We start from the raw sequence: 17,985 nt of genomic DNA on the forward strand, positions 1-17,985 counted from the left end.
CTCAGGATCGGAACGGGGGATATCCCCCAGCGGGGAGGGAAGGGCTCCCGCCGGACGAAGCCCGCCGCGCCACCCCTGCGGCTCAGCGCCGTACGCACTCCGCCGCGAATTCGTCCGCCAGGACGGTGATCGTGGCGCGCCCCTCGATCCGCTCCAGCCACTCCTGCGGGAGCCCGTGGTCGCCGTGCCGGGCGCCGAGGAGGTTGCCGCAGATGGAGCCGGTGGAGTCGCTGTCCCCGGAGTGGTTGACGGAGAGGAGGAGGGCGTCGGCGACGTCGGGGGTGGCGAGGGCGCTGTAGACGCCCATGGCCAGGGCCTCCTCGGCGATCCAGCCGGCGCCGAGGGACTCGAGCTTCTCGGCGGTCGGGGCGCCTTCGGAGGCCAGGTCGAGGGCCCTGGTCAGGGCGGCGGAGGTCTCCTCGTGCCCGGGGTGGCGGGCCAGCAGCCGCAGGGCGCGCAGCACGGCGCTCTCCAGGGACTCCCCGGCGACCAGACGGACGACGATCGCGGCGAGCGCTCCGGCGGCGTAGTACCCGGTGGGGTGACCGTGGGTCATCCGGGCGCACCGCGCGGCCATCCCGAAGGCGAAGTCGTCCGAGGTGGGGGCCAGCCCGAAGGGTGCCGAGCGCATCACCGTCCCGCACCCCTTGGAGCCGGGGTTGACGGGTCCGGGCGGGCCGAGCTCGGTCATCGGGTCGGGAACGTGGTCCTGCTCCTGGAGCCCGGAGAGGCAGGCGTTGCCGGGCGCCCGGCGTGCGTACAGCCAGCTCTGCGCGGCGAGTCCCCCGTGGACGTCCGCGGCGGGCCCGGGCTGCGTCTGTGTGTCCAGCCACCTTCCGTACGCCCACCGCACCAGCCGCGGCCAGCCGCCCCCGATGCCCTTGAGCCGCTCACGCGCGTGCGCCTGCTGGAGGCCCTCCACCGTGAACAGGGTCATCTGTGTGTCGTCGCTGACGCGTCCCACGACCCCGTCGCCGTCGGGGACCAGTCCGGTCACTCCGCGGGGGCCGTGCGCCGCGCGGATCCGGTCCAGTGAGTCGAACTCGATCGGATAGCCGAGCGCGTCGCCGATCGCCCCGCCCAGCAGACAGCCCCGTACCCGTGCCCGGTAGACCGCCTCGGCCTCCCAGCCCAGCCGCCCGTTCCTCATGTCGTTCACGCACCGCTCCTCGACTACCGTCCTCGTATGAGCATTGTCGCTTCCGGTGCCTCCGCGCTCCCAAGTGCCCCCGACGGCAAGGGCGTCGGCCCGCTGCTGCGCGGCTGGCGGGAGCAGCGGCGGGTGAGTCAACTGGAGCTGGCGCTGCGGGCCGGTTCATCCGCCCGGCACATCAGCTTCATCGAGACGGGCCGCTCCCGCCCGAGCGAGGAGATGGTGCTGCGACTCGCCGAGCACCTGGAGGTCCCTGTCCGGGAACGCAACGCGCTGCTGCTGGCCGCCGGCTACGCGCCCCACTACCCGGAGACCCCGCTCGACGACCCGGCGATGGACGCCCTGCGCGAGGGCATGGAGCGGCTGATCCAGGGCTACGAGCCGTATCCGGCGCTGGTGGTCGACGCGACGTACAACGTCCTCGCCGCGAACCGGGGCATCGTCATGCTCCTGGACGGTGTCCCCGAAGCCCTTCTCGCGCCCCCGCTGAACGCGATGCGTCTGACCCTGCACCCGCAGGGCATGGCTCCGCGCATCCGCAATCACCGCGCATGGCGCGACCACCTGCTCGCGCAGATGGACCGGCAGATCGCCCTGCGCCGCTCGGAGCCGCTGCGCGCCCTGTACGAGGAGGTGGCCGCGTACCCGGTCCCGGACCCCACCCCGGAGGACCAGCCCCTCGACGCCGTCCCCTACTTCGCGCTCCCGATGCGGATCGAGCACGACGGCCGGATCCTGTCCTTCATCTCGTCCATCTCGACCTTCAACACCCCGATGGACGTGACGGTCTCCGAGCTGGCCATCGAGACGTTTCTCCCCGCGGACCCGGCGACGGCCAAGTACCTTCAGAATCTGCATTCTTGACGTGACATCAACTACCGTTTTCCCGGGCGGCCTTCAACGCCCACGGCCTTCCACGGCCGGAATGCGGGAACCGCACATCAGGGGGAAGCGCATGGCAGAGTCCGTCGACCAGGCCTCGACCGGTGTACTCGTCCAAGTCGTGGATCTTGAGAGCGGTCGCGAGATCGCCTGGGGATCCAATGTCGCCGAGACGCTGAGAAACCGGCTGGGCGATATTCGGGACGCCATCCATGCGGGGGCTGAATCGGTCGCCGGCGGTCTCGGCAATCTGCCCGGTCGGGAGGGCTGGGAAGTCGGCGAGGTTTCGGCCACCTTCGGAATCACACTCACGGCCGAGGCCGGGGTGATCCTTTCGAAGGCGTCCACCGAGGCGACGTTCGAGGTGGCGATCACTTTCCGCCGCCGTGAGGGATAGAGCACCGCCATGCACGGCCAAGTCCTCGTCGGCGAGCGTTTCAATGGTGGGGGCTGCGCGGTGTCGCCCCGGGCCGTGCTCACGGCTCGTCATGTGATCCGTGACCGCAAGGACGCCCGACTGGAATTCCGGCTGCCGACGGGACGTACGGTCGAAGTCATCCGCACCGAGGACGACGAGCAACTCGACATAGCGGTCCTCCATCTGGCGGAGGACGTCGACGCCACGTACGTCACCACGGCCGTCGCGGGAGACGAATGGCGGGTACTCCGTCCGCCTCCGGCGGGAAACGACCCCGAACTGTCCGGCACGGTGACCAGTGCAGCGCGACGGATCAAGAACGCACAGGGCCACGAGGTCGAGGTCGTCCAATTGCTCGTCGACGAGGACATGCGCGAGTTCTCCGGCTACTCCGGCAGCGCGATCGTCCTTCCCGCCTCCGGCGGGGTCGCGGCGATCCTGGTCGAACAAGTGCATTGGCGTACCAAGACAGCGGGCCGGAAGCCTGCCGCGTCGAACGTCCTCTACGCCGTACCCGTGCGCACGGCCTTGGCACGCTTCCGCTTGACCGGCGTGATCTCGGTCAGCGCCGGCCTGCCCCTGGACACTCCGATCGCCAACCTGATGGACGCGGCCCTCGGGAGTGCGCAGGAGCCGGTCCCCTTCGGCGGCAGGAGCGCCGAACTGGCGGACCTCACCGACTGGCTGCGAGACCCCCTGGCGAACGGACGCCTGCTGGTCACCGCCGCGGCGGGGCGCGGCAAGTCCTCGTTGCTCATCAGGTGGGTCGACTCGCTGTCCCGTTCTGCGGAATGGGCGGACGGGCTGTCCGTCGTCTTCGTGCCGATCAGCATCGCCTTCGAGGTGGCGACCCAGGACGTGGTGTACCGGGCGCTGGTGTCCCGCGTCGCACGGGCCTACCGGGCGCCGGTCGTCGTCTCCGGCCGGGGAGCGGAAGAACTCAGGGATGAACTGGCACGCCTCCTGCACGAACGTCCGCCGTCCGGCCGGCTCCTCATCGTCGTCGACGGGCTCGACGAGGCGGTCGGCTGGGATCCGGGGCCGCACTTCCTGCCACACGACTTGGCGGACGGCGTACGCGTGGTCCTGTCCGCCCGGCACACGGCGGACCGTCCCACGGCACGGGACTGGCGTGACCGGATCGGCTGGCGCAGGGCCCGGACCCTGGAACTGTCCGGACTCACCGAAGAGGGCGTCCGTGATGTGCTGGCGCGACAGCCCGGCCTGCGGGACGGGTTGCCGGATCCCGAGGGTGTGGCCGCGGAGCTGCACCGGGTGTCCGACGGGGAGCCGGTGGTTCTCAGGCTCTACGTCGACGAGATGACCGAGCTTCTCCAGGAGAAGGGACGGATCCCCGAACCAGCCGCACTGCGCTCGGTGGAACGGGGCCTCACCGCCTATTTCACACGCTGGTGGAGCGACCAGGAAGTGCAGTGGCGGTCCGGAACGGGGCCGCCCTCCGCCGATGTGGGCGCGCTGCTGGACACCTTGGCGATGGCGCACGGCCCACTGACGCGAGGCGAGGCCGCACAGGTGATGCGCCGCCTGTCGCACGTGTCCCCACCGCACATGTCGACCGGCGACAGACTCGACCAGGCCCTCGTCGCGCTGCGCCGCTTCCTGACCCGGCGCGAGGGCGATCACGCTCTCATGCTGGCCCATCCGCGCTATGCGGCCGAGCGTCAGCGCCGGCTCCGAGAGGACGACGACTTCACACGGGTGGACCGCGCCTATCTCACCTGGGCCCGGGAGTCCCTTCGAGACGTGCGCAAGGGACGCGCGACCGCCGACGGCATTCCGGCGTATCTGGTGAGACACCTGGGGCAGCATCTCGACCGGTCGGGGGCCACCGAACGCGGACTCCTGCTCTCGCTCGGCTCGTCCGAGTGGCGGCTCGCGTGGGACACGAAGGCGGAGGAGGTACACGGCCATCTGCCGGACGTTCAACGGGCGTTGGACGGGCTGATCACCCATGCGCGACGCGAGATCCCGCACCGGGCCGGAACGCTTCCGGTCGCCGCGGCCCTCGGCGTCGCCGCCTCACGGGCCGACACCAGCGCCCAGGCCGACTGCCTCTCACCCGAACTGGCCGTCGAACTCGTCCGCTGGGGCATCTGGAGTGAGAGCCGGGCGATCGGGTATGTCCGCGGCCGGGTGTCGGACGAGGAGCGCGCCACGGCCGTGGGACTGCTGATTCCGGTGCTGAACAACACGAGGCGCGCCGAGATCGACGCCCTCCTGGACAGCGCACGGCCTGCCGCGAACCTCGAATTCGCCGAAGCCCTCTCCGCATACACGGTGTATCTGGCCCGGACCGCGTCACCGAGCGAGGCGGTGCGAGTGGCCGAACACCAAGTCGAGCCTCCCACCTCGTACTCGGCGGGCGGTAGGAGACGCACCTACGAGGAGGCGTACGCGCTCGTCGGCCTTGTGTCGCAGATGGACGACGACCTCGCCGTGGAGACATGCCGGAAGGCCGTCGAACGCATCCACGAGTTGGGGGGCAGCCGACCGGATCTCCTACGCAGACTGACCGCCACGGTGCCCTCCCACCAGGCGGCGCGGATCACTGCGGCGCTCGGCTATCGCGATCCCGAACAGGCCGCGGCGCACTGGCTGCTGGGAGACCGCGCTCTGGGCAGCGGAAGGCTCCACGAGGTCGATCTCCTTGCCGGAGCGGTGACGGTGACCGCTCCCTGGCTGTCCGACCGCGTCCGCGCCGAGCGGCTGTCCAGCATGCTGGACGACCCACCGGACTCGATGTGGCTGTGGGCAGAAGTACTCAAGGAAGTGGCCGACCATCTGACGCCCGAACTGTGCCGTCGCGTGCGGTCCATGGCGCCGTCGCCCACGCCATCCGACCAGTGCAGGGTCTACGCGGCCCTGAGCAGAAACTCGTGCCCACCCGATGAACACCGGCAGATCGTGGACTTCCTGACCGCACACGCCGAGACAGCACTCAACGGCGGAGCCAGTGACGCGAGGCGCACCCTGACCGACATGGCGAGGGGCGGACTCGGGGGGCTCGCCCTTCGCATCATCGGCCGGGCCGAGGACCGCGACAGATTCTGGGGTGCGCTGGAGGCTGTCGCTCCGGCGCTGGGCGAGGAACTGATTCCCGAAGCGCTACGCGTCGCCACGACGGAAGCCGACGCGGGAAGACCTCTGGGTCTCCGAGCGGTGCTGGCGCGTTGGGCAGGCTTCGGGGTCCATGCGGCGCAGGCGGCGCTGGCCGCGACGTACCGTCCACACCTCACAGAAACATCGGTGGAGGCACTGCGGGCGAGCCTTGCCACCGAGCCTCCCGTCAGAGGGTGGACCGACACTCTCCGCGCTCTCGAAAACGGCGCTCTGAGGTTCGCGGCGCTGGCCGGAATCAGCGCACGTTTCCCCGTTCCGGCCGCAGAGGTACGGCAGTTGACGGCCCCCCTGCCATCCTGGATGAGGGATGCGGCGCGACGCACCGCATGCGCCGCAATGTCCCGCGAGCTCGATCAGGACACGGTCTCCCAGCTCATCTCCGACTACGGCCAAGGGCACGAGGACTGGCTCACTCCGGGCACGGGGCGCGTCTTCCACGACTACTTCGTCCCCCTCATCGAAACCGCCGGCCCCTCGGCCGCACTGGCCTGCGCCGAGCGCAACGGCAGCCCGTTCGCCATGGCCTGCGCACTGTCGGCGGCCGGACCCGAACTGTCGCCCACGCTGATGTTCCAGATAAAGGCGGACGCGCGCCGACAGTTGGCGAACGCTTCGGTCCAAGGCAGCCGGACCAAATCCGCCTGGCGCGCGGCGAACATTCTCACCGCCCTCCTCCCGTCGGTGCCCACCGCCGAAGCGGAGCGGCTCTGGGACGAAGTGGAGAGGTGCCTCCATGGCGAGAAGGCCGAGCATCCGTCGAATCTGGCCTGGGCCGCACAGCTCTTCCACCACGTTCCCGAGGGCCTTCGCAACAGGGCGTGGGATCTGCTCCTGCCACGCAGCTTCGCCGAGGGCGCGAGCGCGTACCCCGACGACAGCGACCGGGACAGCATTCCCGTCGGGTGGACCACCGACGTCTCGGCACTCATCGACGCCTTCGACCACGATCGTCTGGCCGTGCTGGCCGAGACCGCGGAAAGGCGGGTCGACAGCGCCGGAGAGCGCGACCGGCTCCGCGCGGCCATCGCGGTCCGCTCCGCACGGCTCGGCGACATGGACCAGGCACTCCACATGCTCGGCCGATGCGGATGGGACCCGGTCTGCGCGGCAGCCGCCATGGACATCGCCGGCGAGATGCGCCCCGAGAGTCTGCGGGAGTGGATTCCCGCCGTCCTGAACCGGTTCTCCCGCGCGGGGAATCCCACTCTCAAGGCCGCCGTCCTCGCCAGCAGCAGCGCATTGCAGGCGTCGATGCCGCTGTCGACGGCAGCAGAAGTCACCAGCCGCTGGCTCGCCGAGAGACAGTGGCTGCACCGGCGCGAACTCGCCGCGGAAGCCATCGGACTGGCGCCCATGCTGCTCCGTCTCACCGAGGACGGCGACGCACTGCTCGCCGCCCTGCGGGGTGACACGTCCCTCAAAGCGCTGCGCGGACTGCTGGTATGAAGCCGAACCTGTGAGGGTCGTGGGGGAACATGACACACTGCGCGTGTACTTCGGCGCGTGGGGAGGCGTGGCGTGAGTGAGCGGCGGGCTGCGCCCACCGTGGGGCAGGTGGTTCTGGGGCGGCGGCTCCAGGAGTTGCGGGAGACCGCGGGGCTGAAGCGGGAAGAGGCCGCGCGTGTGTTGCGCGTTGCCCCGGCGACCGTACGGCGGATGGAGATGGCGGAGGTCGCCCTCAAAATCCCGTACGTACAGGTGCTGTTGACGACCTACGGCGTGGCCGACGACGAGGTGGCCGCCTTCATCGGGCTGGCCGAGGAGGCCAACCGGCCGGGGTGGTGGCAGCGGTTCCACGATGTGCTGCCGGAGTGGTTCAGCATGCACGTCAGCCTGGAGGGTGCCGCCCAGCTGATCCGCTCGTACGAACCGCACTTCATTCCCGGACTGCTGCAGACCGAGGAGTACGCGCGGGCCGTGCTGGAGGCCGGGACGGTCGGGCAGACGGGTCCCGAGTCCATCGAGCGGCATGTGGCACTGCGCATGAACCGGCAGGAGCTGCTCACCCGCGAGAACGCGCCCCACCTCTGGGTGATCATGGACGAGACGGCGCTGCGGCGCCCCGTGAGCATCGACAGCAAGGTCATGCGCGACCAGATCGACCGGCTCCTGGAAGCCGTCGAGCACGACCACATCACGCTCCAGATCGCCGAGTTCGAGAACGGCCCGCACCCGGGGACGTACACGTCCTTCGCCCTGTTCCGCTTCGCGGAGCCGGAGCTGCCCGACATGGTCTACAGCGAGTACGTGACCGGTGCCCTCTACCTCGACTCGCGCGCCGAGGTGGCCCTGCACCTGGAGGTCCTGGACCACATGTCGGCACACGCGGCGTCCGCGCAGCGCACCAAGGAGATCCTCCAGGAGTTCCGGACGAGCTTCTGAGCCGGGAACACGCAGCCGTTGAAGACATTCGAAGACGTTGGAAACCCGGAATTACCGAGGAGCATCGCTGTGACCGGAAGTGACGCCGCGCCCACCCGCATCGACACCAGCCGTCCGCATCCCGCCCGTGTCTACGACTGGTGGCTGGGCGGCAAGGACAACTACCCGGTGGACGAGGAGCTGGCCCGGAAGATCGCCGCCGCGGACGAGGCCGCCGTGCGCAGCGCGCGCTCCAATCGCCGGTTCATGCACCGGGCCACCCGTGTCGTCGCGCAGGCCGGGATCCACCAGTTCCTGGACATAGGCACGGGCATCCCCACCGAGCCCAACCTCCACCAGGTCGCCCAGGAGATCGTTCCGGCGGCGAAGGTGGTGTACGCCGACAACGACCCGATCGTCCTGCGGCATGCCGAGGCGCTGCTGCGGGGCACCGCGGAGGGCGCCACCGACTATGTGCACGCCGACTTCCGCGACCCCGACACCATCCTGCGCCTGGCAGCCGAGCACCTGGACTTCGACCGGCCCGTCGCCCTGTCACTGGTCGCGCTCACCCACTACCTCGACGACGCCCCCGACGGCGACGACGTGTACGGCCTGCTCGAGGGGTACGTCACCGCGCTCGCGCCCGGCAGCTTCGTGATCCTGTCCCAGGTCACCCCTGACCTCAGCCCCGAGACCATCGCGAAGGTCACGGGGCTCTTCCGGGCGAGCGGCACGCCCTTCCATCCGCGCACCCGCGCCGAGTTCACCCGCTTCCTCGACGGCCTGGAACTGCTGGCGCCGGGCGTGGTCCCGGCCGTCGACTGGCGTCCGGGACCGGGAGACGTGGCCGCCAAGGCCGAGGGAATCGTGCCCCTGTACGCGGCGGTCGCCCGCAAGTCGTGAGCGGGTGTGACACAGCCGCGACCCGAAGCAGTTCGGGCCGCGGCCGGGACGGCGGGGCTGAACACCCCTAGCGGAGGGCGCGCTTGTCCGCCTTCAGGCTCTGCGAGAGCTTGATGGTGATGAACTCGTTGTTGTCCGCCTTGCCCGGCGTACGGCCGGAGGAGAACGGGAAGTTGTTGTCGTTCAGGACGGCAAGCGTCCGGTTGTCGAGGAGGACCACGTCCTCGATCGTGGTGAACGGGAACGTGAACGTCTCGCCGAAGCCGCCGAGGCCCTTCGGGTTCGCGATGTTCATCAGGTCGGCCACGAGGGTCTTGTCCATGGCCCCGTCGCCGTTGCGGTCACGGGTGTCGGCAAGGTAGATCCGCTTGAACTTGGCGTCGGCGCCCTGGCCGCCGTCGCGCTCGATGACCAGGAAGCGGTTCTTGTCGACGGCGATGGCGTCACCGATGGCGTTCGAGGGCGACTCGAGACGGTAGGTGAAGCGCTTCCCGGTGTACTCGCCCGACTTCAGGTCGAACTCGCTGAAGCGCAGGTCGCCGGGGGTGTCACCGTTGACCGTGCCTTCGAGCAGCGGGTAGAGGTGACGGCCGTCGACCCCGCGGACCATGCCCTCGAAGCCCTTGCTGCTGCCGGTGGTGGGCTGGGCGCCGTTCAGGTACGGGTTCTCCGGCGCCTGCACCCCGTCGAGGGAGATCGGGGCCTCGAGAAGCCTGCCGGTCGGCGAGAAGTGCAGCAGGAACGGGCCGAACTCGTCGCCCAGCCAGTACGAGCCGTCGTACGCCCGCACGATCGACTCGACGTCGAAGTCGGCGCCGGTCAGCACCCGGTCGGCCCGGGTGAGCGGGAACGGCACCTTGTGGTACGGGTCGCTGAGGTTGAAGCCGCCCAGGACCTTGACCTTGCCGGTCTTCGTGTCCGGCTTGACGCGGTGCACGCGGAGCAGGAAGTCGGCGCTGTTGGCCTTGTTGCCGTAACCGTTGTCGGACAGCACGTCGTAGCTGCCGTCGTGGCGGTTGACGGCGCCGCTGAAGCCCTGGACGGGCTGGTCGGCGAACGGGCCGGTGATGCCGTTGAACGGGCCCGCTCCGATGGCCGAGCCGGACGGCTCGCTGTTCGGGACGAACGTCTCGGCCGGAAGCGAGGCGAAGCCGGTCAGTGTGGCCTGGCCGAAGGCCGTGGTGGCCTGACCGTAGTCCTTGGAGTCGCGGTCGGCCATGGCGGGCGACGCGAGTCCGACGGTCAGCGCGACAGCGCTGACCGTGATCGAAAGTCTCTTCATGGCCCGCACGTTAGGGACCCCGGGTGACGGGCGGCCGAACACCAGACGAAGCGGGGCACCGGGATACTAGGCGGCACCGCCCTTCGCGTCCCTGCCCCTGTCCGCATCTCCACCCCTTTCCCTCTCTTCGTCCACGATCTCCGCGTCCACCACGCCTTCCTCCTCGCTCGGGGCATGCTCGGTGGCCGGCTCCTGCGGGGGTGTCTGCTCGGGCGCCTGCTGAGCCTGCGCGTACATCGCCTGCCCCATCCGCTGGCTCACCGTGGCGAGCTTCTCGACGCCGGCCCGCAGCTCGCTCGTGTCGGCGGGCTCCTCCAGGAGTTCCTTCAGCTCGGCGATGGCAGACTCGACGTCCGGCAGGGAGCCGGGCGGAATGCGCTCCTCGTTCTCGCGGATGAACTTCTCGGTCTGGTAGACGAGTTGCTCGGCCTGGTTGCGGGTCTCGGCGGCCTCGCGACGCTCCCGGTCCTCGTCGGCGTACTGCTCGGCCTCGCGCATCATGCGGTCGATGTCGTTCTTGGGGAGCGCGGAGCCGCCGGTGACGGTCATCTTCTGCTCGCGGCCGGTGGCGAGGTCCTTCGCGGAGACGTGCATGATCCCGTTGGCGTCGATGTCGAAGGCGACCTCGATCTGCGGCACCCCGCGCGGCGCGGGCGGCAGCCCGGTGAGGTCGAAGACGCCGAGCTTCTTGTTGTACGCGGCGATCTCGCGCTCGCCCTGGTAGACCTGGATGCCGACGGAGGGCTGGTTGTCCACGGCGGTCGTGAAGATCTCCGAACGCCGGGTCGGGATCGTGGTGTTGCGCTCGATGAGCTTGGTCATGATGCCGCCCTTGGTCTCGATGCCGAGGGACAGCGGGGTGACGTCGAGCAGGAGGACGTCCTTGACGTCGCCGCGGATGACACCCGCCTGGAGCGCGGCGCCCACGGCCACGACCTCGTCCGGGTTGACGCCCTTGTGCGGGTCCTTGCCGGTGAGTTCCTTCACGAGGTCGGTGACGGCGGGCATCCGGGTCGAGCCGCCGACCAGGATGACACGGTCGACCGCGGACAGCTTCACGCCCGCGTCCTTCACCGCCTGGTGGAAGGGGTTCTTGCAGCGGTCGAGCAAGTCGGCGGTCAGCTCCTGGAACTGAGCACGCGTCAGCTTCTCGTCGAGGTGCAGCGGCCCGTCGGCGGTGGCGGTGATGTAGGGCAGGTTGACGGTCGTCTCTGAGGCGCTGGACAGTTCGATCTTGGCCTTCTCGGCTCCCTCGCGCAGCCGTTGCAGCGCCATCTTGTCGTGGCCGAGGTCGATGCCGTGCGAGGCCTTGAACCGCTGGGCGAGGTGCTCGACGACCCGCTGGTCCCAGTCGTCGCCGCCGAGTTTGGTGTCTCCGTTGGTCGCCTTGACCTCGATCACGCCGTCGCCGATCTCGAGGAGCGAGACGTCGAAGGTCCCGCCGCCCAGGTCGAAGACCAGTACGGTCTGCTCCTCGCCACGGTCGAGCCCGTACGCGAGGGCGGCGGCCGTCGGCTCGTTGATGATCCGCAGGACTTTGAGGCCCGCGATCTCACCGGCCTCCTTGGTGGCCTGGCGCTGCGCGTCGTCGAAGTAGGCGGGCACGGTGATCACGGCGTCCGTGACGTCCTCGCCGAGATACGCCTCGGCGTCCCGCTTCAGCTTCTGCAGCACGCGCGCGGCCAGTTCCTGCGCGCGGTACCGGGTGCCGTCGATGGCGCCCGTCTCGGGGAAGCGCCAGCTCGTCTCCCCCATGTGCCGCTTCGCGGAACGCGCGGTGCGCTCCACGTTGGTCACCGCCTGCCGTTTGGCGACCTCGCCGACGAGCACCTCGCCGTTCTTGGCGAAGGCCACCACCGAGGGCGTGGTGCGCGCGCCCTCCGCGTTGACGACGACCGTGGGGTCGCCGCCCTCCAGAACAGCGACCACCGAGTTCGTCGTACCGAGATCGATCCCGACCGCACGTGCCATGTCCATCCCCTTCCGCCCGCCTCTGACCGATCTGCCCGCCCCCAAGCACAAAACTTGAGTGAGCATCTGTCAATGGGGCGGTGCCCTGCGCTTCAACGAGGCGGGGCCCCTGCGCGGGCCCGGACATGACGGCGCCGCGGCCCCCTCAAGGGGACCGCGGCGGCGCATTGTGCATCCGTGTCAGGCGAGCTTCGCCGACAGCGTGATCGTCGTGCCGGTGAGCGCCTGGCTGACCGGGCAGTTCTTCTTGGCGTCCTCGGCCGCGGCGACGAAGGCGTCCTCTTCGATGCCCGGCACCGTGCCCTCGACGGTGAGGTGGATGCCGGTGATGCCCTCGCCGGGCTGGAAGGAGACGTCGGCGCAGGTGACGAGCTTGGTGGGCGGGGTACCGGCCCCCGCGAGGGCGTGCGAGAACGCCATGGAGAAGCAGCTGGAGTGGGCGGCCGCGATCAGCTCTTCGGGGCTGGTCTTGCCGTTCGCGTCCTGGGCGCGCGACGCCCACGTCACGGGCTGCTCGTCGATGGCGCCGGAGGAGTCGAAGGTGACGACGCCGTTGCCCTCGAGCAGGTTGCCTTCCCAGACGGTGTGTGCAGAGCGCGTGGTTGCCACGATGGGTCCTTTCGGGTGTGGTCCCGTTCCCGGGGTTCCGTACGCCCCATCCGATCACACCTCGGCCCGGAGCACCCAGTTGATGGGGCCGCGCCCGCTCAACTCACCCGGAACACCGGCCCCCGCGCGGTGAACGGCAGCCGCGCGCCCTGCGGAATCAGGTACGCGTGCTCGCGCCGCACCCGCAGGACGTCGCACCAGCCGTCCGTGATCACCAGCATGGGCGCGCCCGGCGGGAAGTCGTCCGCGCGGTGCAGCAGGTCGACGCCCGGCTGCAGGACCGTACCGCCGCGCCCACGCACCCGTACCCGTCCGGCGATCTCCGTCACCGGCAGATAGCCCGCGTCGTGCGGGGCGGCGTCGCAGAAGACGACGCGCGCGGCCGGTACGTCACGGGCCTCGGCGTACGAGGCGATCGCGCCCAGCGCCTTGCCGAGCAGCGTGCGGTCCATGGACGCGGAGGTGTCGAGGACCACGCCGAAGGTGCAGCGGGCGATCTCCTCGGGCGGGAAGTAGCGGCCCGCGCGCGGGATGTCGGGGGTCGCCGCCTGGCGGCGCGAGGGGCGCGCGTACGTCCGCAGGGGCTCGGGGCGGGGCACGAACTCGTCAAACCAGCGGGCCAGTTGGGCGTCCCAGGCCAGCGGTGGATGGCTGAGCGCGCGGATCTCCTCGACCAGGCCGCCGGGCAGGAAACCGCGCTCCTGCCGCTGGTGCAGGTCAAGTCCCTGGCCGAGGCCCCGGCGGTAGAACTCGTCGAGGTCGACGTAGTCGCGAGGCGAGCCGAGCGGGCCGCCGAGCATGTCGCCGACGCCCTTGCCGCGCAGTGTGGACAGGCGGCGCATCCGGCGCAGGTCCGTCGCGATCCTGTCGTACACCTCCTCCGCCGACAGATCCCTCAACTCCACGTCGTACAGCAGCCCTTCGGGCATCGCGCCGACGTGCATCTCGTTCAGCCAGCCGTTGATGACGTAGTCCGCGGCGATGTTGAAGAGGTACGGGTCGCGGGTGCCGCAGCGGTCGCTGTGGCGCAGGGCGGCGTGCAGCATTTCGTGGGCGAGGACGAACCGCCATTCCTCGTCGTCGAATTCGCGCAGCGGGTTGATGTAGATCTCGGCGGCCTCCGCGTTCACCGCGGCGATGGAAATGCCGTGGGCGCGGGCGAGTTCGGCGTCGGCGACGACGGTGATGCCGGCCGCGATGCCGCCGAGGAGCGGGTAGGAGGACACGAACCAGCTCAGCGCCTTCTCCCAGGGCTGCAGCCGGGTGGGTCCGCCGCGCATGGAGGCGCGGCGGCCACCCGCCATGTCCATCGCCGCGGCCATGGTCCGGGTCAGCGCGTGCGCGAAGGCGAGCTGCCAGTCGGGCGCGGTGCCGCCACTCCAGGTGTGCCAGGTCACGAGGAGCTGGTCCGGTTCACCGCCCGCCGTGCCGCACCGCTCGTACGCCGCCGGAATCCCGTCGCGGCGCCAGCGCGCGGCGAGCTGCTCCTCGTCGCCGGCGGGGTAGGACTCCGGCAGGTCCTCGGGGGTCAGGCCGACCGGGAAGCCGAGCAGGAAGCGGTTGACCACGGCGCAGCGGGCGGCGAGGTCGAAGCGGTCGGGCTGCACCCGTTCGCCGGTCGCCGCCGGGACATGGCCGAAGCCGAGGTGGATGATGGCGTGCGCGGCTGCCCAGGCCCATTCGGCGGGCTCGGCGCGGCGGGTGGGGTGCACATGCAGAACTCCACTGGAGTCGACGCGGACGAGGCCGTCACGGGGCCCGGCAGCGCAGTCCTTCTGACGGCAGGTGCTGAACCCGATGGCGGCAAGGGCGCGGTTGGCCCGCACCAGCCGCATCCCCTCGGCGAAGGCTTCGGCGGCCGGGTCCGGCTTCTCCTTGTCGCCCTGCTTGCGCTTGCGGCTCATCGCAGCGCCTCCGCCTCGCAGGTGAGGTTCATCGCCGCGCCTCCACCAGACGCGGCATGTCCCGCGCCGCCTCCACCAGGAACCAGGCGGGCAGTACGGGATTGCCGTCGGCGTCGGACGCGATGACGCTCTGGGCGACCTCGACGGAGATCTCGGCGAGCTGGACGAGGAGCGACTTGGCGCGGAACGCGGTCTGCCGCCCGTGCTCCGAGGTGTGCTCCTTGCTGGCGGGCAGCTCCTTGACGAGCCGGCCGCGGAAGGACTCGGCGAGGTAGTAGAGCAGGTCGCGGTCCTCCATGCGGCTGGGCCAGCGGGCCTCGCCCTTGATGATGGCCTCGATGCCGAAGCGGCTGCGCACGATCTTGACGTAGCCGCAGAAGGCGACCGCGTGCGCGGGAGTCAGCGTGCCGTGCGCGATCACCTTCAGGGTGTCCTCGTCGAGGTCCGGGCCGAAGGAGCGCAGTGCGTCGGAGAGCATGTGCCAGGAGCGGGGCGTGGAGAAGGGCTCCTCCGTCTTGGGCGGCTTGGACCACAGGTGGTCGGGGCGGTCGGTGAGGTGGTCCAGGATCCACGGGTGGATGTCGTTGGCGGCGGCCCACACCAGCCAGTCCTTCGGGGACGCCTCGAGGTGCACATGGGCGAGGCGGTTGATCAGCGCGGAGGCGATCGGCCGGGCCAGCGCGTTGTCCGTGGCGCGGTTGCCCGCGCCGATCACGATCGAGCCCTGCGGCAGTTCGTAGTTGCCGATACGGCGGTCCAGGATGAGCGAGTAGAACGCCTTCTGGACGTCCGGCGTCGCCGCGTTCAGCTCGTCCAGGAACAGGCAGTACGGCTCGTCGCGGGCGATCGCCTCCGGTGGGCAGAACACCGAGCGCCCGTCGCGGATCTGCGGCACGCCGATGAGGTCCTCGGGCGCGAGCTGGGTACCGAGCAGGCTCACGCACTCCAGGCCGAGCGACTCGGCGAACTCCCTTACCAGGGAGGACTTTCCGATGCCGGGAGCGCCCCAGAGGAAGACCGGCCGAACGGTCGCGAGACCGAGCAGCAGCTCGGGTATCCGGGCGGGAGTGACGGTGACGGCTGCCTGCACGCAGGGACTCCAGGGGCGTTCGGGTAGGACGCGCAGGTGTGCGGTGTCCGATGCGGCCAGTGTGTGCGCGGGAGCCGCCTACCGCAGCCCATTTTCCGGCGCGCCCAGGCGCGTGCCCCTGGCGCGTGACTACGCGGCCCGCTCGTCCGACCGTGCCGTCACCGGCACTTGAGGCCCGTCGCACTCGCCCAGCCACCGCCGCAGTACGTGGTGCACCTGCTCCGCGCCGACCAGTTCGGCGCCGTCCTCGACCGGCGCGGACAGCGCGAGGGGCGACAGCAGGAATGGCCGTCCCTGGGCGCCGCCGAGTCCGCCGTGCGAGCCGATCTGCTCCTCGAAGGCGAGGACTTCGCCCTCCTCGGGGTCGTACCAGGAGTTGACCATGATGTCGGCGACGTGCGGGAAGGAGTGCGTCCGCCGTACGGCGTCGGCGGCGCCGGGGCCGAAGTCGGCCAGCGGGCCCGGGTGTTCGTCGTCGAGCTCGTCCACCGGAACCTCCGCTCCGTGCGCGCCGAGGACGAGCCCGCCGTGCTCCTCGCTGCGTACGAGCACGAAGCCGACGCCGGGATGGTTGGCGAGCGTGGAGAGCAGCGCGGGATGGCGCCGGTCGATCTCCTCGCGGCTCATCCGGTGCGGCACGTCGGGGAAGGAGACGAGTCCGAGGTTCCCGGAGGCCAGCACGATGGGCTCGGAGCGGCGCGCGGGCCGGTGCTGCTCGCCGCCCTCCTCGACGGGCCTGCGCAGCGCCGCCCGCACCGCCGCCCGGGCCTCGGCGCCGCTGTGGGTGCGCCGGGCCTTGCGCGGCACGGGCAGCCCGCAGCCGGCCCGGACGAGGTTGCCGAGGCTGAGCCCGTAGCGGGTCAGGAAGGTCTCGCCGGGGCTCTGGCCGTGGTCGGAGAGCAGCACGATCCGGTAGGGCCTGGGCGCGTGCTCGGCGACCTTCGCTATCAGCGCGAGCGAGCGGTCGAGGCGCGCCAGGACCTTCTCGGTGTCCCGGCCGCGCGGGCCGGAGTGGTGTGCCACTTCGTCGTACGCCACCAGGTCCGCGTAGACCGAGTTGCGCCCGGCGAGCATGTCGCCGATCACCGCGGCGACGACGACGTCACGCTCGATGACGGTCGCGAAGGCGCGGATGAAGGGGTACAGCCCGCCGCGTTTGACGCGCGGCCGCTGCTTCCTGGCACGGCACCGGGTGGACTGCCCGATCTCCCGGAAGACCTCGGCGACGAAGGACATGGCGGTGCGGACGGCGTTGGCGGGGTCGATGAAGTACGTGAAGTAACCCGCCCGGTCGCGGTTCTCCTTCCCCCTTCTCGCTGCCATGGACAGCACGAGGGCCAGCTGGTCGGCGCCGCCGCTGAAGAGGTTGCCGCGGCTGGCGCCGTCGACGGTGAGCAGTCCTCCGTCGCCGGTGTACTCGATGGCCCGGCGCTGGAGTTCGGCGGCGCTGCTGGGCCGGTTGCAGACCATGACCTCGTGGCTGTCCTTCTCGTACCACCGGAAGGCCGGGACGTCGTGGTTGCTGCCGTGCAGGATGCCGAGCTGGCTGGCGCCGGTCTGGCTGGACCAGTCGGTGCGCCAGGCGGTGAGCCGGTGAGTGGGTCGCGCTCTTGCCCCGCCGCCGCCCAGCCACTGGGCCACGGTCGGCATGAGTCCCTTGCCGACCGCCTCCTCCAGTACCTCGTGGCCCACGCCGTCGAGCTGGAGGAAGACGGCGCCGGGGGTCGATGGGCCGGCCTGCCCGGGGGCGCGCCTGCGGCGCCGGTCGGCGAGCCGGTACAACCTGCGCCGGTAGGCGTCGTCGTCCCGTACGGCGAGGGCACCACCGGTGGCCGAGGCGACGGCGGACATCACGGCGGCGACGACCACCGCGGTCTCGGGGGCGGCCTCGCCCTGCCCGGAGGGGTTGATCCGCAGGGCGATCAGCAGCAGGGACCCGTTGAGGAAGAAGACGAGCAGCCCGAGCACGAGCGCGGGCACCAGGAGCAGCGCCCTTACGAGCAGCGGCCACACCAGCGAGGACAACAGACCGAAGACGGCCGCGCCGACCCCCGCAGTGACGCCGATCCGCGTGGCGCTGTCACCGGTCTCCGACTGCAGCTTGAAGTCGGGCAGCACACCGGCGAGAACGAGCATCGTGACCGTGGACACGGCCCACACCACGATACTCCGCCACACCCCGCTGAGGACCCGCCGCCAACGCCCTCCACCCACGCCCTGTCCACCTCACGTCCCGGCCCGCCCGGTCCGCGAGGCCTGCTCCCACCC

General features: G+C 70.6%; 12 protein-coding genes. 5 read left to right on the forward strand and 7 right to left on the reverse strand.

Annotation, left to right across the window (positions count from 1 at the left end):
* Positions 1-82: 82 nt before the first annotated feature.
* The gene (locus OG266_RS08120) at positions 83-1,150 is read right to left on the reverse strand and encodes an ADP-ribosylglycohydrolase family protein (RefSeq protein WP_371552691.1); all 1,068 of its coding nucleotides are present in this window, start codon (positions 1,148-1,150) and stop codon (positions 83-85) included.
* A 36-nt stretch (positions 1,151-1,186) separates the two neighbouring features.
* Between OG266_RS08120 and OG266_RS08125 the strand changes: the two genes are divergently transcribed.
* The 5 genes from OG266_RS08125 to OG266_RS08145 all read left to right on the forward strand — a co-directional run bounded on the left by OG266_RS08125 (position 1,187) and on the right by OG266_RS08145 (position 8,861).
* The gene (locus tag OG266_RS08125; RefSeq protein WP_329544601.1) at positions 1,187-2,017 is read left to right on the forward strand and encodes a helix-turn-helix transcriptional regulator; all 831 of its coding nucleotides are present in this window, start codon (positions 1,187-1,189) and stop codon (positions 2,015-2,017) included.
* Between the two features lie 91 nt (positions 2,018-2,108).
* A complete protein-coding gene (locus tag OG266_RS08130; protein ID WP_371544100.1) occupies positions 2,109-2,432 on the forward strand; it encodes a CU044_2847 family protein in 324 nt (107 codons plus the stop codon).
* Positions 2,433-2,441: 9 nt separating this feature from the next.
* The gene (locus OG266_RS08135; protein ID WP_371544102.1) at positions 2,442-7,040 is read left to right on the forward strand and encodes a trypsin-like peptidase domain-containing protein; all 4,599 of its coding nucleotides are present in this window, start codon (positions 2,442-2,444) and stop codon (positions 7,038-7,040) included.
* Between the two features lie 72 nt (positions 7,041-7,112).
* Entirely contained in the window at positions 7,113-7,976 is an 864-nt protein-coding gene (locus OG266_RS08140) for a helix-turn-helix transcriptional regulator (protein ID WP_266473412.1), read from the forward strand.
* A gap of 69 nt (positions 7,977-8,045) precedes the next feature.
* Positions 8,046-8,861, forward strand: coding sequence for an SAM-dependent methyltransferase (locus OG266_RS08145; protein WP_371544104.1), 816 nt, complete (start codon positions 8,046-8,048; stop codon positions 8,859-8,861).
* 67 nt (positions 8,862-8,928) lie between these two features.
* On the opposite strand, the gene OG266_RS08150 is transcribed toward OG266_RS08145, so the two are convergent.
* From OG266_RS08150 to OG266_RS08175, 6 genes are all read right to left on the reverse strand, one after another.
* Positions 8,929-10,143: an esterase-like activity of phytase family protein gene (locus tag OG266_RS08150; RefSeq protein ID WP_371544106.1), complete on the reverse strand. Its 1,215-nt coding sequence runs from the start codon at positions 10,141-10,143 to the stop codon at positions 8,929-8,931.
* A gap of 66 nt (positions 10,144-10,209) precedes the next feature.
* The gene (dnaK, locus tag OG266_RS08155) at positions 10,210-12,114 is read right to left on the reverse strand and encodes a molecular chaperone DnaK (protein WP_266473418.1); all 1,905 of its coding nucleotides are present in this window, start codon (positions 12,112-12,114) and stop codon (positions 10,210-10,212) included.
* A gap of 180 nt (positions 12,115-12,294) precedes the next feature.
* A complete protein-coding gene (locus OG266_RS08160) occupies positions 12,295-12,723 on the reverse strand; it encodes an OsmC family protein (RefSeq protein ID WP_371544107.1) in 429 nt (142 codons plus the stop codon).
* A 98-nt stretch (positions 12,724-12,821) separates the two neighbouring features.
* A complete protein-coding gene (locus tag OG266_RS08165; RefSeq protein WP_371544109.1) occupies positions 12,822-14,627 on the reverse strand; it encodes a hypothetical protein in 1,806 nt (601 codons plus the stop codon).
* A gap of 28 nt (positions 14,628-14,655) precedes the next feature.
* Positions 14,656-15,717 carry a MoxR family ATPase gene (locus tag OG266_RS08170; RefSeq protein ID WP_326719661.1) on the reverse strand — a complete coding sequence of 354 codons (1,062 nt, stop codon included), beginning with the start codon at positions 15,715-15,717 and terminating at the stop codon, positions 14,656-14,658.
* 129 nt (positions 15,718-15,846) lie between these two features.
* Positions 15,847-17,931, reverse strand: a complete 2,085-nt coding sequence (locus tag OG266_RS08175; RefSeq protein ID WP_371544110.1) for a phage holin family protein — start codon at positions 17,929-17,931, stop codon at positions 15,847-15,849.
* Between the last annotated feature and the right edge of the window lie 54 nt (positions 17,932-17,985).

Source organism: Streptomyces sp. NBC_00554 (assembly GCF_041431135.1).
GTDB lineage: Bacteria > Actinomycetota > Actinomycetes > Streptomycetales > Streptomycetaceae > Streptomyces.